The sequence below is a fragment of the Rhodococcus sp. RD6.2 genome (assembly GCF_001040705.1).
GTDB lineage: Bacteria > Actinomycetota > Actinomycetes > Mycobacteriales > Mycobacteriaceae > Rhodococcus_G.
The window spans coordinates 665,211-679,519 of record NZ_CVQP01000006.1; the positions used below are offsets into that span (position 1 = coordinate 665,211).

The following is a 14,309-nucleotide window of genomic DNA, read 5'->3' on the forward strand; positions in this document are numbered from 1 at the left end:
GGTGACACGACGGTGAACGCTTTACACGAGTTCATTGTGTTCATGGGGCGGGAATAGAACTGAATCGGTTCACAGACTAGGCTCGCACAGGTGACTCGACGGACAAAGATTGTGTGCACCCTGGGCCCTGCTGTTGCGACCGGGGAACGAATTCGCGAGCTCGTCGAGAGCGGCATGGATGTCGCTCGGCTCAACTTCAGCCACGGTGAGCACGCCGACCACGAACACAACTATCGGCTAGTGCGGGATGCCTCCGACGCGAGCGGCAAGTCGGTCGGCATTCTCGCCGACCTGCAGGGCCCGAAGATCCGGCTCGGCCGGTTCGCGACCGGCTCCACGGTGTGGGAGAACGGCGAGGAGGTCCGGATCACCGTCGACGAGGTCGACGGCACTCACGACAGGGTCTCGACCACCTACAAGGAACTCGCTGCGGACGCGAAGGCGGGTGACCGCCTCCTCGTCGACGACGGCAAGGTTGGACTCACGGTCTCGCGTGTCGAGGGCAACGACGTGGTCTGCGTCGTCACCGAGGGCGGTCCGGTCAGCAACAACAAGGGCGTTTCCCTGCCCGGCATGAACGTCTCGGTTCCGGCGCTGTCCGAGAAGGACATCGCCGACCTCGAGTTCGCGCTCGCGCTCGGTGTCGACTTCATCGCGCTCTCCTTCGTCCGCTCGCCCGCCGACGTCGAGCTCGTGCACGCCGTGATGGACCGCGTCGGCCGGAGGGTGCCGGTCATAGCGAAGCTGGAGAAGCCGGAGGCGATCGAGAACCTCGAGGCCGTGGTGCTGGCGTTCGACGCGGTGATGGTTGCCCGCGGCGATCTCGGTGTCGAGTTGCCGCTCGAGCAGGTGCCGCTGGTACAGAAGCGCGCCATCCAGATCGCCCGTGAGAACGCCAAGCCCGTCATCGTCGCGACGCAGATGCTCGACTCGATGATCGAGAACTCCCGTCCCACTCGCGCCGAGGCGTCGGATGTCGCGAACGCCGTGCTCGACGGTGCCGATGCGGTGATGCTGTCCGGTGAGACGTCGGTCGGCAAGTTCCCGATCGAGACGGTCGAGACCATGGCCCGCATCGTGGAGGCCGTCGAGACGGAGTCGACGCGGGTGCCCCCGCTGACCCACGTGCCCCGCACCAAGCGCGGCGTCATCTCGTACGCGGCCCGCGAGATCGGCGAGCGGCTCGACGCGAAGGCGCTGGTGGCGTTCACACAGTCCGGCGACACGGTTCGCAGGCTCGCGCGACTGCACACCCCGCTGCCGCTGTTGGCGTTCACGCCGTTGCCCGAGGTGCGCAGCCAGCTGTCCCTGACCTGGGGGACCGAGACGTTCCTCGTGCCGCCGGTCTCGACGACCGACGTCATGATCGAGCAGGTCGACACCGCATTGCTGTCGCTCGGTCGGTACAACAAGGGCGATCTCGTCGTTATCGTCGCCGGGTCGCCGCCCGGCACCGTAGGCTCCACCAATCTGATTCACGTCCATCGGATCGGGGAAGAGGACCATAGGTGAGTGATGCGGCGGTCGAGCTGGTGAACCCGCAGGCGCAGGAGCGTGGCGAGGACCTGGAGACCCTGCTGGGTCTGCTCGAACTCGAGCAGATCGGCGAGGATTCGTTCCTCGGCAGGCATCCGACGGGCAGGCAGCTCGGCAGCCGCACGTTCGGTGGGCAGCTGGTCGCGCAGTCGATGATCGCGGCCGGCTACACCGTCGACGGTGACCGCCCGCTGCACGTCATCAATGTGCACTTCATTCGCGGCGGCGACCCCAAGGAGCCGATCGAGTACCGGGTGGAGCGTTTCCGTGACGGCCGCGCACTGGCCAACCGGCAGGTGACGGCGATCCAGGACGGACGCGAGCTGTCCGTCGCGCTGGTCGCGTTCCAGGAGCACGGACGCGGACTCGAGCACGCGGTGCCGCGGCCCGACGTGCCCGCACCGGAGACGCTCCCGACCATCGGGGAACGGCTGGTCGGGTTCGAGGACACGCTGCCGCACTTCGTCGGAGCGCTGCGCCCGATCGACATGCGCTACGCCAACGACCCGGCATGGATCCTCAAGGGCGCCGGCGAGACACTCGGGCACAACCGGGTCTGGATGCGTACCGACGGGCCGCTCCCGGACGATGGCCGGCTGCACGCCGCCGCCCTCGCCTACGGTTCGGACACCACCGTCCTGGATTCGATCATCACGACCCACGGACTGTCCTGGGGCCTGGACCGCATCGTCGCGGCGACGGTCAACCACTCGATCTGGTTCCACCGCCCGCTGCGTTTCGACGAGTGGGCGCTGTATGCGACGGAATCGCCGGTGGCCTCGGGATCCCGCGGACTCGCGACGGGCCGATTCTTCTCCCACTCGGGTGAGTTGCTCGCGACAGTGGTGCAGGAGGGCCTGATCCGGCACTTCCCCAAGCGGGGCTGAACGGCGCGCCGCGACAACCGGCGGAGGTGAGTGGCCGTGGGATTCGGGACGCTCGCGCTGATCTCGGTCGTCGCGCTGCTCGGCCCCCTGCTCGCTGCGCGCAGGCAGTGGAACCTTCCCGTCGTGCTCGGAGAGCTGCTCGCCGGGATGCTGATCGGGATCAGCGGTCTCGACGTGATCGACCCGGGCGACCCGATTCTGGCGTTCCTCGCCGACATCGGGTTCGCCCTGGTCATGTTCGTGGCGGGCACCCACGTCCCGATGCGGGACGCGGCGATTCGCCCGGCCCTGCGCCGAGGGGTGCTCCGCGCAGGACTGGTCGGGCTCGCCGCCGTGCCCGTCGGGATCGGTCTGGCGGCCGCGTTCGGCACGGGTAAGGCCGGCCTGTACGCGGTGCTGGTCGCGTCGTCGTCGGCGGCACTGGTGCTCCCGATCGTCGACTCGCTGCGCCTCGGCGGCGCGTCCGTGGTCGACACCGTCGCTCAGGTCGCCGTCGCCGATGCCGCGTGCATCGTGGCGCTTCCTCTGGTGATCGACCCCGGCAGGGCGCCGCGGGCCGCGGTCGGTGCGGTGGCGGTTGCTGTCGGTGCCGCGGTCGTCTACGTGATCTTTCGGGTGATGGTCCGCAGCGGATTCCAGGAACGGCTGCACCGAGTATCCGAGAAGCGCGGATTCGCCCTCGAGCTGCGCGTGAACCTCGTCCTGCTCTTCGCGCTCGCCGCCCTCGCGACGTCCATGCACGTGTCGGTGATGCTCGCCGGATTCGCGCTCGGACTGGCGCTGTCGGCGGTCGGGGAGCCGCGCAGGCTCGCCCGTCAGCTGTTCGGTCTCACCGAGGGATTCCTCGGGCCGCTGTTCTTCGTCTGGCTCGGCGCCTCACTCGACCTTCGCGCGCTCGTCGAGGACCCCGTGTACGTCGGTCTCGGGCTGGCGCTCGGACTGTCGGCGGTCGCGGTGCACTCCCTCGCACGGCTGCTCGGGCAGCCGCTGTCACTGGCGGCGCTGTCCGCGGCGCAACTCGGCATCCCGGTGGCGGCCGCCACCGTCGGCACCCAGCTCGGGCTGTTCGCACCCGGCGAGGCCCCCGCACTGCTCCTCGGAGCGCTCGTGACGATCGGGATCGCCGCTGTCGCGGGAGGTCTCGCAGTGCGGCGCGGACTGCTGCGGTCGTGAGCCCGCGACCTGCAGTTACACGGACGGCGCCACCGCGGCGGAGTTAGAATTCGCGCACTCCCACCACGCCAGGAGGGGTCACGATGCCCGAGTCGTCGTCGTTGGACTGGAACCACGAGCTGTGGAGCAGCGTGCGGTGGACCCTGGAGGCGTTCGGGATTTCCGCAGTCTGTTTCGTTCTCGCCGCGGTGGTCCTGTTGCGTTACACCAGATGGGGTCGGCAGTTCTGGCGGATCAGCGGCCCCTATTTCACGGGCCGCGACAGCGCACCGGTCTGGGGGCTGCTCGCCGCAGTGCTGTTCATGACGGTCTTCGCGGTGCGGATGACGGTGTTGTTCTCGTACCAGGGCAACGACATGTACACGGCACTGCAGTTGGCGGCGCAGGCATTTGCGCAGGGCGATGCGGCCGCCCTCGACGCGGCCGAGTCGGCATTCTGGACGAGCCTCGTGGTCTTCGCGATCCTCGCCACCATTCACGTCGCCCGGTCACTCCTCGACTTCTACGTCGGCCAGGCGTTCGACATCCGCTGGCGTCGCTGGCTCACCGACGACGTGACCACAGACTGGCTGGACGGCCGCGCCTACTACCGGAACCGGTTCGTCGACTCGACCATCGACAACCCGGATCAGCGGATCCAACAGGACATCACCGACTTCGTGCAGATCTCCCGAACGCTGTCGATGGGGGCGGTCGGCGCGCTGGTCTCCCTCGTCTCGTTCACGAAGATCCTCTGGGACCTGTCCGGGCCGATGACGGTGTTCGGCACCGAGGTTCCCCGGGCGATGGTGTTCCTCGTGTTCGCGTACGTCCTCCTGTCGACGATCGTGGCGTTCTGGCTCGGCCGGCCGCTGATCCAGCTGAACTTCTGGAATGAGCGGCTCTCGGCCAACTTCCGCTACGCCCTCGTCCGGGTCAGGGACGGTGCGGAGAACGTCGCGTTCTATCGCGGGGAACGGGTCGAACGACACGGCCTGCTCACCCGGTTCGCCGCGGTACTGCGGAACTACTGGCAGATCGTGTTCAGGACCCTGAAGTTCAACGGCTGGAATCTCGGTGTCAACCAGGTCGCGGTGGTGTTCCCGATCCTGATCCAGGCACCCCGGTTCTTCTCAGGCACCATCACACTCGGTGACGTCACCCAGTCGGCCACGGCGTTCGGTCAGGTGCACGATTCGCTGTCGTTCTTCCGCGAGTCGTACGACACCTTCGCCGGCTACCGCGCCAGCCTGATCCGTCTCGACGGGCTGCGCGACGCCGATCGCGCTTCACGGGAGCTGCCGGCCCTGGAGTCCCGGGACCTGGACGCGGCGCTCGAGATCGAGGGTTTGCACGTCCGAACCCCGGACGGTTCCCCACTGGTGACGGCCCTCGATCTGACAATGGGACGGGGGGAGACGCTCGTCGTCAAGGGCCGTTCGGGCAGCGGGAAGACGACGCTGCTGCGGAGTCTCGCGCAGATGTGGCCGTACACCGACGGGAGGATCGGTCGTCCGCCCGGACGTCGGACGCTGTTCCTGTCGCAGATGCCGTACCTGCCGCTCGGTGATCTGCGGACGACGGTCGCCTACCCCGGCTCCGTCCGGGACCTCGATCACGACGGAACGGCCGACGACACGATCCGCGAGGTTCTCCGCAAGGTCCAGCTGGGCAACCTCGTCGGGCGTCTCGACGAGGAACAGGACTGGGCGAAGGTGCTGTCGCCGGGAGAGCAACAGCGGATCGCGTTCGCGCGAATCCTGTTGTTGCGCCCGGACCTGGTATTTCTCGACGAGGCGACGTCCGCTGTCGACGAGGGGCTGGAGTACTCGCTCTACGACCTGGTCCGCTCCGAGGTTCCGGACTGCATGCTCTTCAGCGTCAGCCACCGCAGTTCGGTCGACCAGCACCACTCACGCCAACTGGAACTGTCCGGTGACGGGGCGTGGGAGCTGTCGACGGTGTCGGTCTGAGGGTCAGGGCCGCCAGCCGGCGGGCATGTGCTCGTCGGCGAACGCCAACTTGATGCGGATGAGCTCCGAGCGATTGGGCTTGCCGGACTTCATCAGAAGGCCCTCGACCGCGGCCTGCTGATCGTAGAACTCGATCTGCACCGCATCCATCTTGACGCCGACCAGCGGGCGCACCGGGCCGGGCCTAGGCATGGCCGAGGGCTCCGTCGGAGGCACGGGCGACCGGGCCCCTGCCTGATAGTTGGTTCTCGACCGCATGCCGTGTCGCGCTCACCGGTGACCTCCCGAGGATCAGATCGTGTGCGTTGGACCGTGTTGGGTGGCGTGCGGACGAATCCGCACAAGTCTGCAGAGGAGAGTAGCGAACCGAACGGTCTCTGCAGGCGGTTTGACCGTATTGGGCACCGCGAGTGTCCGGATCACGATCCGGGCAAGGGGGATAACGATTGGGTGGCGATCGAATCGGCACCGCGGAGCGCGGAATACCGTGACCGAAAGACTGTGGCATGAATCACAGTGCGGCTCCGAGGGTTCGGTGTGACGGAGGTCGATCGGATGGGTGCGTCGACTCGAGGCTGGCGGCATCTCGTACTGCTCGTGGTGGCGGCGGTGGTCGTGCCACTCGGCATCGCGGTCGGCGCGGCCGGAGTCGCGTCCGCCGACCCCTACTCCCGGCTGCGCGAGGACTGGGTTCCGGCGCCCGGCGGAGTCGGGCACATCAAGGTCCGGACCTGGCTCGCCGCGAACGGGAGCAACCGGAGCGTCTACCTGCTCGACGGGCTGCGTGCCACCGACGACGTCAGCGGCTGGGAACACGAGACCAACGCCGCATGGCTCTCGGAGCACGGCGTCAACGTCGTCGAACCCGTCGGCGGGAAGGCCAGCTTCTATGCAGACTGGTACGCGCCCAACAACTTCACCCGTCAGCCCTACACCTACACGTGGGAAGCCTTCCTCACTCGCGATCTGCCCGACTTCCTCGCCGCGCGGTACGGATTCAGTCGATCCCGCAACGCCGTGGTGGGACTGTCCATGGGTGGCAACGCGGCACTGATCCTCGCGTCGAGGCATCGTGACCAGTTCGCGTTCGCCGGCGCACTGTCCGGCTACCTCAATCTGTCGGCGCCCGGCATGCGGGAAGCCATCCGGGTCGCGATGCTCGATGCCGGTCTCTACAACTCGGACTGCATGTGGGGCCCACCGTGGGATCCGGCTTGGCTGCGTCACGACCCGTTCGTCCAGGCCGAAGGGCTCCGCGGCCTGCCGATGTGGGTGTCGGCAGGCAGCGGACTCCCGGGCGATCACACGCGCCCCGCCGCTCCGATCGACTACTGGAACACGACGGTGGGAATGGGTCTGGAAGCGCTGTCGCTCGCCCAGTCCCGCGCCTTCCAGGTGCGGCTGCTGACGATGGGGATCGACAGCGCTCACTTCGATTTCCCGAACACCGGCATCCACTCCTGGCCCTACTGGCAGGACCAGTTGTGGGCGATGCTGCCGATGATGAAGGGTGCGATCGGGGCCTGAGGTCCCTCCGGACCGGTCGTCGGCGCGGCCTGCGCCGTCCGTTGCCGACCCGGTCGATCCTGTTGCCGGACATCATCCGTTCCCGACGTGTGGCCGGATCCTGCTGAACGGCCCCGGTCGCACACGTTTGTTCGTACGCTGCCCGGTGGCGGAGTTGTCGAGTGGTGAGGACGGTGTGGCGGGTGTCGCGTGCGGTGGGCCGGGTACTGGTGGTGTCGGCCGTCGTGGCCGTGATGTCGGCGGCGGCATCGGCATCTGCGGACAGTGGTCCGGATGTCGGTGGCCTGCGCTACGACCAGACCACCTCGGTGGGAGTGCACAACACCTACGAGAAGGCGACCTACCCCTTTCTCGTCGACGCTCTCGATGCCGGTGCCGGACTGATCGAACTCGATGTGTGGACGAACGCAGGAGGGACCGGCTGGAGGGTGTCGCACGAGAATCCGTTGGCGAACGAGAACAACTGCGTCGGCGGTGGATCGGGAGACGGACGGAACGGTGACCTCGGCGCCTGCCTGACAGATCTGCGTACGTGGCACGACGCGAACCCGGCCCACCCTCCGGTGCTGGTGAAGATCGAGATGAAGGACGGGTTCAGCGCGGTACCGGTCGGTGGATCGGCCGGTTCGGAAGGGTCGGCCGGAATCGCGCGCGGGCCTGCCGAATTCGATGCCCTCGTGCGGGAACGACTCGGTGACGCGGTGTACGCGCCGGCGGATCTGCTCGGCGCCGCCGCCACCCTCGACGACGCCGTGCGTGAGCGCGGCTGGCCGACCCGCGACGAGCTCGCGGGCCGGTTCCTGATCGACCTGATCCCGGGCACCATCGAAGAGGTGAACCCGTTCGACACAGTGTGGACGGACAGTGAGTATGCCGCCCACCTGCGTGACCGCGCGGCGTCGGGTGACCTGACCTCCGCCGTCGCGTTTCCCGCAGTCAACGGCGCCGCACCCGGCGATCCGCGACTGCGGTACGCCGATGTCTCGCTTCGGCCCTGGTTCGTGGTGTTCGACGGGGATGCGTCGGCCTACGTCGACGGCGATGTCGACACCGGGTGGTACCGGGACAACAACTATCTTCTGGTGATGACCGCCGCGCATGCGGTGGTACCGGCGATCGACAACCGCGTCCCCGATCCGGTGGCGGCATCGGCGCGGGTCAGCGAGCTGGCGGGCCGCTCGGCGAATGTGATCACCTCCGACTGGGCGACGCTTCCGTCGGTGCTGTCCCAGGTGGAGCCGCGTCGGTGATCGTCGAGGCCCGCGTGCTGTGATGCGCGCGTTCGTCCCCCTCACCCCGACACGCTGACGGTCGCGCCGATCCAGTCGTCGTGGCGCAGCGCGTCGGCATGTACCCGACCCACCTGACCGCGCGTGACCTGAAGGCCCTCGATCCGGTCGTGGACGTCGACGTGGGCCGGTGCCGAGTCGGCGTCTGGTGTTCCGTCGGTCAGCGAGACCGGGCGGATGATTGTCCAGTCGAGATCGCTGCCGCGGACGACGGCCTCCTGCGCCTCGCTGTCCGCGAGCTGCGGGGCCAGCACCGCGCGGAAGAACAGCTTGAGCGGCAGCGACAGCCGCCCGAAGGTGTCGCCGAGTCCGTAGGTGGTCTGCACGACGATCCGGCGAATCCCGTTGGCCCCCATCGCCTCGATCACGCGGCGCGTTCCCTCGGATCGAACGTCGAGTGGCGTCCGGGCCCGGCCGAACAGGCGCACCCCGAACGGATTGTCCGAGATGCCGAGAATCACGACGACCGCCTCCTGGCCGATCATCGCCTTGCCCAGCGCGTCGGGGTCGAAGACGTCGCCCGTGACCGCACGGACGTTCTCGGATGTCGGTGCCGCGGTGCGCGCGAACGCCGTCACTTCGTGTCCGTCCCGGACCAGTGCGGTGACGGCGGCCGCCCCGGTTCCCCTGCTCGCTCCCACTACCAAGACCTTCATGTCGTCCACTCCTTCGTTCTCGGTGCCCGGTCTCTCCGGGTGCTTCCAGGTTCGGTCAGCGAACGAAGACGATCAATACCAATCAAGCTCGATTCATTGCTCAATCGTCCAATGAGTGGAATGCTTGGACACATGCACACCGACCTGCTCACCGCCGCGCTGCAGGACTTCGGCATGACCGGCGTGTTCTACGCGGTGTCCGACCTGGCCGCACCGTGGGGCATCGACATGCCGCCACTTCCGGGGACGATGATCTTCCACCTCGTCACGGAGGGTTCGGCGGTGGTGCGCGTCGACGACGTGGAGTGTCGGCTCGAACCGGGCGACGTCGCGCTCGTGCCGCGGGGTACGGGCCACCTGTTGGCGGACTCGCCGGACACTCGTGGCACCCCGCTGTTCGATCTTCCGCGAGAAGAGCTCACCGACCGGTACGAGCGAATTCGGATCGACGGTGGCGGTACGCCGTGCCGACTGGTGTGCGGCGCGGTGTCGTTCTCCGGTCTCGGCGTCGCGCGTTTGGCGCGGACCTTGCCACCGGTGCTCGTCACCGCCGGAGCGGACGCCGGGTGGCAACGCGCTGCGCTGGATGTCATTGCGGCCGAGTCGATCACACCTCGTCCGGGTAGCGACGTCGTCACGGCCCGTCTCGCGGACGTGCTGGTGGTCCAGACGATTCGGTCGTGGTTGGAGGAGTCGTCACCACGGCGGGGCTGGGTCGCCGCGGTGCGCGATCCGGCCGTCGGCGCGGCGCTCGCGGCCTTTCACGCGGAACCCCATCAGGCGTGGACGGTCGAATCACTGGCGAAGGCGGCGGGGATGTCGCGTTCGGCGTTCGCGGCCCGGTTCACCGACCTCATGGACGAACCGGTGATGGCATACGTGACGTCCTGGCGCATGGATCTCGCGGCCAGGCTGGTCCGGGGCGGCGAACTCGCCCTCGGCCGGATCGCCACCCGTGTCGGCTACCGCTCGGAGGCGGCGTTCAACCGCGCATTCCGGCGTTGGCACGGCTGCACTCCCGGGGTCTTCGCGCGACGCGGGGCCGCGTTCCAGGACCAGATCGGCCGGGACGACGAGACCGCGGTGACCGGGTAGGTCAGCGCCCGGCCGCCTCGGCGCGCGCGGCGATGTCGTCGAGATCGGTGGCCATCGCCTTCGTCGTCGCTCTCATGCCGATGCCCCCGAACACCGCCATCATCACCTTCGTCACCAACGACGACGACCCGACCTCGGCGGAGAATGTCATCGTCAGTTCCGTCCCGGCGCCGGCTGCGGCGACGGTGAAGGTGGTGGTGTAGTCCGTGCCCGACGAGTGCGCCTTGACCACCGTGCGGCCAGGCGCGTCGATCTCGGCCACCCACATCTCCTCGGTGGCCTCCTTGCCGAACATCTTTCGCGTCTCACGCCAGCGGGTGCCGACCTCGTAGCCTGCGCCCGCGACCCGCTCGACGCGAGAGACCCCGGACAGCGTCTGCGCGGCCGAGTCGAGGTCGGTCAGCACCGCCCAGACCTGATCCGGGGTTGCAGCGACGTGTCGTTCGAGGCGTATCTCCTTGGGTGCCATCGGTATTCCTCCTGAGTTCGGTCTCCGTGGATCAGGTGATGGTGAAGCCGCCATCGACCGCGATGGTCTGCCCGGTGACGTAGCCCCCTGCGTCCGACGCCAGCCACACCAGGCTGGCGGCGAGTTCGGCCGGATCGCCGGTGCGGCCGAGCACGATTCGCGACGCCTGGCTGTCGAGGTAGCCGTCCTTGTAGTTGTCGGTCATCTCCGACTGGAAGAAGCCGGGCGCGAGGGCGTTCACGCGGATGCCCTTGCGCGCCCCCCACTGCTGTGCGAGGTCGCGGGTGAGGCCGATGACCGCGGCCTTGCTCGCCGCGTAGGCCGCCTGCGGCAGCTGCGCGGTGGTGAGGCCGAGGATGCTCGCGATGTTCACGATCGAGCTGCCCGGCTGCATGACCCGGCCGCACGCCTGAGCGCACCAGTAGGACCCGTTCAGGTTGATGTCCACCACCGACCGGAACTCCTCGGGGGTCTCGCGGGTCGCCGGAACGGCAGTCCCGATGCCCGCATTGTTGACCAGGACGTCGACGCGTCCGAACTCGGCCATCGCGGCGTCGACCATCGCCTGGCACTGCTCCGGCGACACCACGTCGGTCGCAACCGACAGCGCCCGTCGTCCAGCGGCACGGACCAGGTTCGCGGTGTCCTCGAGCTTGTCGGTGCGGCGGGCCGCGAGTACGACGTCGGCTCCCGCCTCGGCGCAGGCCTGGGCGAACGCAACGCCGAGCCCGGACGAGGCGCCGGTGACGATGACGACCTTGTCGTCGAGACGGAACTTGTCGAGTACGGACATGCGGCCACCTTCTCCTGTGTGTGAGGCGGCGCCGCCCGGCGCCGCCCCGATCCGCCGGTGCGACGGACGAACTCGGTTCGGCTCACTAAACCATCTCTGATGGCGGCGGTCACCGTCGCGCCACGCGCACGGCGGGCACGCCGTCCCGGTAAGGTGTCGGCGTCGTGCCGGTGGTGGACCGCCGGCCTCACGGGGCGCGCACGTCGTTGCTTGTCGCCGATCTCGGCGTCGGCCGCTCACCCTGCCCGAGACCGCTCGGATGCGTTACCGTGATGCGTCACCGATTATCGGTGGCATACCTTCACACAGTCATTGAGGAGCATTTCATGGGCAGCATCGCGGAGATCTTCGCATCCTTCGGAGACATCCTGGGTGGCCTCGGCCTCGGATCGAGCGAGCCGGAGACCCCGCCGGCGGCGTAGTCCCCGGATTCGACACGACCCCCGTTGCTCTCGGTGAGCGGCGGGGGTCGCGTCGTATCTGTGGTTGTGACGACTCAGGCCGGGACGGCCGCGAGCACGGCATCCGCGAGCGCGCGCTCACCAGCAGCATTGGGGTGCACCGGAACCGGCTGTAGCGCGCCGATCATCGGCTCGATCCACCGATGCTCCGGCGACTGGCATCCGTCGCGGCCCACGGAGACCTGTGCCATGTCGACGAACGTGGTGCCTGTTTCCGCGGCGGCGCGGGACACGGCGTCGTTCAGTGTCGCCTGGAGGCCGCGCAGGTACGGCACATCGCCCGCGGCGAGCGGCATCTGCGGTAGGCAGCCGCCCGACTCCGGCAGCAACCACGGGTACCCGACGATCGCGACCTCGGCGTTCGGGGCTCGGTCGTGGACGTCGCTCAGTGCCTGGACCAGTGCCGGGTACGTCTTGGCGCGCACCTCCTCCGCGAGGCTGTCGCCGTACTGGTCCTGGCACGGGCTCCACGCTCCGAGTCGAGTCACCCCGGCGCCGATGCATTTGGCCATCGCCATCGCGAACGTGCTGTTGTTGTTGCCGCCGATCATCATCGTGACGAGGTCCGCGGACGGCGTCAGCGCGTCGAGCTGCGGTCGCATCCCCTCGTACTGGGCTCGGTAGAAGTCCTCGGTCTTGGCGCCGCCGCAGCTCACGTCGGTCAGCCGATAGCCGCGTTCGGCAGCGATCAGGTGGGCGAAGTTGCGGGAGGACTGCGCGCAGGACGTCGGGGTCCCCGGAACCGTCGGGAGAACACCGGAACCGGCGCTGAAGCTGTCGCCGAGGTTGACGTACTCGACCGGATCCTGCGCCGCGGCGCCCACCGCGGCCGTCATCGTCACCGCTGCTGTCACCGCGGCGGCAACCGCCACTGCCCGCGTTCTCGAGAACCTGCCCACGAAGGAGACTCCTTGCCCGCCGAGAGGTGGCCCCCGCCGCCTCGATCGGCCAGGAATCTAGCAGGGTCAGGCGACGCAGATGGGCAAAATGATGTTCGGTCCGAACAGTGGGATGAGACCGACGGGCGCGCACGCGAGGAATGCCGCGAGCGGGTTCTGGTTCTGGCCGAGGAGAACCACCGGACGGACCGGGTCCGGTGCCGGCTGGTCAGCGGCCGCGGCTCCGGAGCCGAGCAGGAGCAGGGACGGGACGGCGGCCGCGGCGACGGCGGCGCGCAGGGCAACGGTTCTCATGACGGATCACGACCAGTTCGTCGACAGGGGTACCTGTCTCACGGTGCGCTCTCCCGAGGCCGGAATCAAGCCTCATCGCTCCGGAAGAAAGGTCCCCGACGGCGTGAGCGGTTGGTTGATGCGCGGCGCGTACTGGTCGAAGTAGACGCGGGCGATGAGGTCGCGGCGACTGCGGACGCCCGCCTTGTTGAAGATCAGCTTGAGGTGGTCCTGCACCGTGTAGGCGGACAGATGCAGTGCCGCTGCGATGTCCTTGGTCGCGACCCCCTGCAGCACCAGCTGCGTCACGTCCCGCTCGCGGGGGCTCAGACCGAACGCCTCGACCACGATCGGCACGATGTCCGGTGGCCGGGCCTCCTCGATCGTGACCACCACTTCGCCGACTCGCCCGTCGCTCGACGACAGGGGAGACGCGTTGATCACCAGCCACATTCCCGACCGGCCTCGCACTCGGAGGCGCGGAGGCACCTCCGACTCGCCGCGGCCGTAGCGGCGCGCGGCCCCGATCAGCGAGTAGATCGGATTGACGGCGGCACCGCTGTTGTCGCCTGCGATCAGGTCGTCGATGCGTCCCTGGCTGCCCGCGCTCATCTGGACGATCTCGTCGTCCCGGCTGACGATGAGGACCGCCGGGCCGGTCATCGTGGTCTGCGGTTCGGCGACGACGGAGCACAGCAGGCCGGACCGTACGCCGTGCGCGAGGGTGCGGGACAGCGCTGCCAGGAACGTGATCTCGTCCTCGCCGAAGGGGCGGCAGTCCGATCCCGCACGGAAGAACGAGATCCCGCCCCAGACATGGTCGCCGTCGCGGAGAATCATTCGGGCCTCGTCGTGGAACGCGTACTCGGGGATCATCAGTTCGCTCATCCGATTCGAGACGCGGGGTTCGCCTCGGGTCAGGGCGTTGAGCCCGACCGCGTCGACCCGCTGCGCGGCCATCTCCCGGAACGCCGTCTCCTCGACCCGCCCGTACTCCAGCAGGCCCCAGGCGGCGTCCTTGTGGTCCTGGCCGAGCAGACAGCCGTACTTGCGGGCCGAGGTCAGCAGCAGCGAACCGGGGTCGAGGCCCGCGACACAGATGGCGTCGTTGGGGATCGCGCGGCTGATCGACTCGACGACCTCGGCGAAGAACTCGTCGAGGCCGAGGCCGGCATGCGCGACCACGTCGAGGTCGCGTCGTACACGCTCGGCAGTCAGGCTCCGCGTCATCGTCCCAGTGTGGAACCGTGCTAATCGGCTGTCCATCCCAGATAGTTGGGGTCGATCGGGCAGCGGACG

At 68.4% G+C, this 14,309-nt stretch carries 14 protein-coding genes; 7 read left to right on the forward strand and 7 right to left on the reverse strand.

The window, feature by feature from the left end; translation table 11 throughout:
* Positions 1 to 90: 90 nt before the first annotated feature.
* The 4 genes from pyk (at position 91) to RHCRD62_RS13350 (ending at position 5,548) form a co-directional block, all read left to right on the forward strand.
* Positions 91 to 1,512, forward strand: a complete 1,422-nt coding sequence (pyk, locus tag RHCRD62_RS13335) for a pyruvate kinase (protein ID WP_084734240.1) — start codon at positions 91 to 93, stop codon at positions 1,510 to 1,512.
* Positions 1,509 to 2,423, forward strand: coding sequence for an acyl-CoA thioesterase II (locus tag RHCRD62_RS13340; RefSeq protein ID WP_172671059.1), 915 nt, complete (start codon positions 1,509 to 1,511; stop codon positions 2,421 to 2,423). The genes pyk and RHCRD62_RS13340 overlap by 4 nt, the downstream gene beginning before the upstream one ends.
* 36 nt (positions 2,424 to 2,459) lie before the next feature.
* Positions 2,460 to 3,596 (forward strand): cation:proton antiporter, encoded by a 1,137-nt coding sequence (locus tag RHCRD62_RS13345; protein WP_050065141.1) that lies wholly within the window; start codon positions 2,460 to 2,462, stop codon positions 3,594 to 3,596.
* 83 nt (positions 3,597 to 3,679) lie between these two features.
* Positions 3,680 to 5,548: an ABC transporter ATP-binding protein/permease gene (locus RHCRD62_RS13350; protein ID WP_084734241.1), complete on the forward strand. Its 1,869-nt coding sequence runs from the start codon at positions 3,680 to 3,682 to the stop codon at positions 5,546 to 5,548.
* Between the two features lie 3 nt (positions 5,549 to 5,551).
* On the opposite strand, the gene RHCRD62_RS25845 is transcribed toward RHCRD62_RS13350, so the two are convergent.
* A complete protein-coding gene (locus tag RHCRD62_RS25845; protein ID WP_137873428.1) occupies positions 5,552 to 5,740 on the reverse strand; it encodes a hypothetical protein in 189 nt (62 codons plus the stop codon).
* 363 nt (positions 5,741 to 6,103) lie between these two features.
* On the opposite strand from RHCRD62_RS25845, the gene RHCRD62_RS13355 reads away from it, so the two are divergent.
* Together RHCRD62_RS13355 and RHCRD62_RS13360 are read left to right on the forward strand one after the other, a co-directional pair.
* Complete coding sequence (locus RHCRD62_RS13355) at positions 6,104 to 7,075, forward strand: alpha/beta hydrolase (RefSeq protein WP_050065291.1); 972 nt, start codon at positions 6,104 to 6,106, stop codon at positions 7,073 to 7,075.
* 182 nt (positions 7,076 to 7,257) lie between these two features.
* Positions 7,258 to 8,325 (forward strand): phosphatidylinositol-specific phospholipase C domain-containing protein, encoded by a 1,068-nt coding sequence (locus RHCRD62_RS13360; RefSeq protein ID WP_301280721.1) that lies wholly within the window; start codon positions 7,258 to 7,260, stop codon positions 8,323 to 8,325.
* Between the two features lie 41 nt (positions 8,326 to 8,366).
* Here the strand turns inward: RHCRD62_RS13360 and RHCRD62_RS13365 are convergent, their stop codons facing one another.
* Positions 8,367 to 9,020: an NAD(P)-dependent oxidoreductase gene (locus RHCRD62_RS13365; protein WP_050065292.1), complete on the reverse strand. Its 654-nt coding sequence runs from the start codon at positions 9,018 to 9,020 to the stop codon at positions 8,367 to 8,369.
* A 111-nt stretch (positions 9,021 to 9,131) separates the two neighbouring features.
* Between RHCRD62_RS13365 and RHCRD62_RS13370 the strand changes: the two genes are divergently transcribed.
* Positions 9,132 to 10,115 (forward strand): AraC family transcriptional regulator, encoded by a 984-nt coding sequence (locus RHCRD62_RS13370; protein WP_253277301.1) that lies wholly within the window; start codon positions 9,132 to 9,134, stop codon positions 10,113 to 10,115.
* Position 10,116: 1 nt separating this feature from the next.
* On the opposite strand, the gene RHCRD62_RS13375 is transcribed toward RHCRD62_RS13370, so the two are convergent.
* The 5 genes from RHCRD62_RS13375 to RHCRD62_RS13395 form a co-directional block, all read right to left on the reverse strand.
* Positions 10,117 to 10,584 carry an SRPBCC family protein gene (locus tag RHCRD62_RS13375; protein WP_050065144.1) on the reverse strand — a complete coding sequence of 156 codons (468 nt, stop codon included), beginning with the start codon at positions 10,582 to 10,584 and terminating at the stop codon, positions 10,117 to 10,119.
* Between the two features lie 31 nt (positions 10,585 to 10,615).
* On the reverse strand, positions 10,616 to 11,377 hold the full coding sequence (locus RHCRD62_RS13380) for an SDR family NAD(P)-dependent oxidoreductase (RefSeq protein ID WP_050065145.1): 762 nt from the start codon (positions 11,375 to 11,377) through the stop codon (positions 10,616 to 10,618).
* Between the two features lie 496 nt (positions 11,378 to 11,873).
* Entirely contained in the window at positions 11,874 to 12,737 is an 864-nt protein-coding gene (locus tag RHCRD62_RS13385; protein ID WP_253277302.1) for an SGNH/GDSL hydrolase family protein, read from the reverse strand.
* 66 nt (positions 12,738 to 12,803) lie between these two features.
* The gene (locus RHCRD62_RS13390) at positions 12,804 to 13,031 is read right to left on the reverse strand and encodes a hypothetical protein (protein ID WP_050065146.1); all 228 of its coding nucleotides are present in this window, start codon (positions 13,029 to 13,031) and stop codon (positions 12,804 to 12,806) included.
* Between the two features lie 72 nt (positions 13,032 to 13,103).
* The gene (locus RHCRD62_RS13395) at positions 13,104 to 14,240 is read right to left on the reverse strand and encodes a helix-turn-helix transcriptional regulator (RefSeq protein ID WP_050065147.1); all 1,137 of its coding nucleotides are present in this window, start codon (positions 14,238 to 14,240) and stop codon (positions 13,104 to 13,106) included.
* Positions 14,241 to 14,309: the final 69 nt, after the last annotated feature.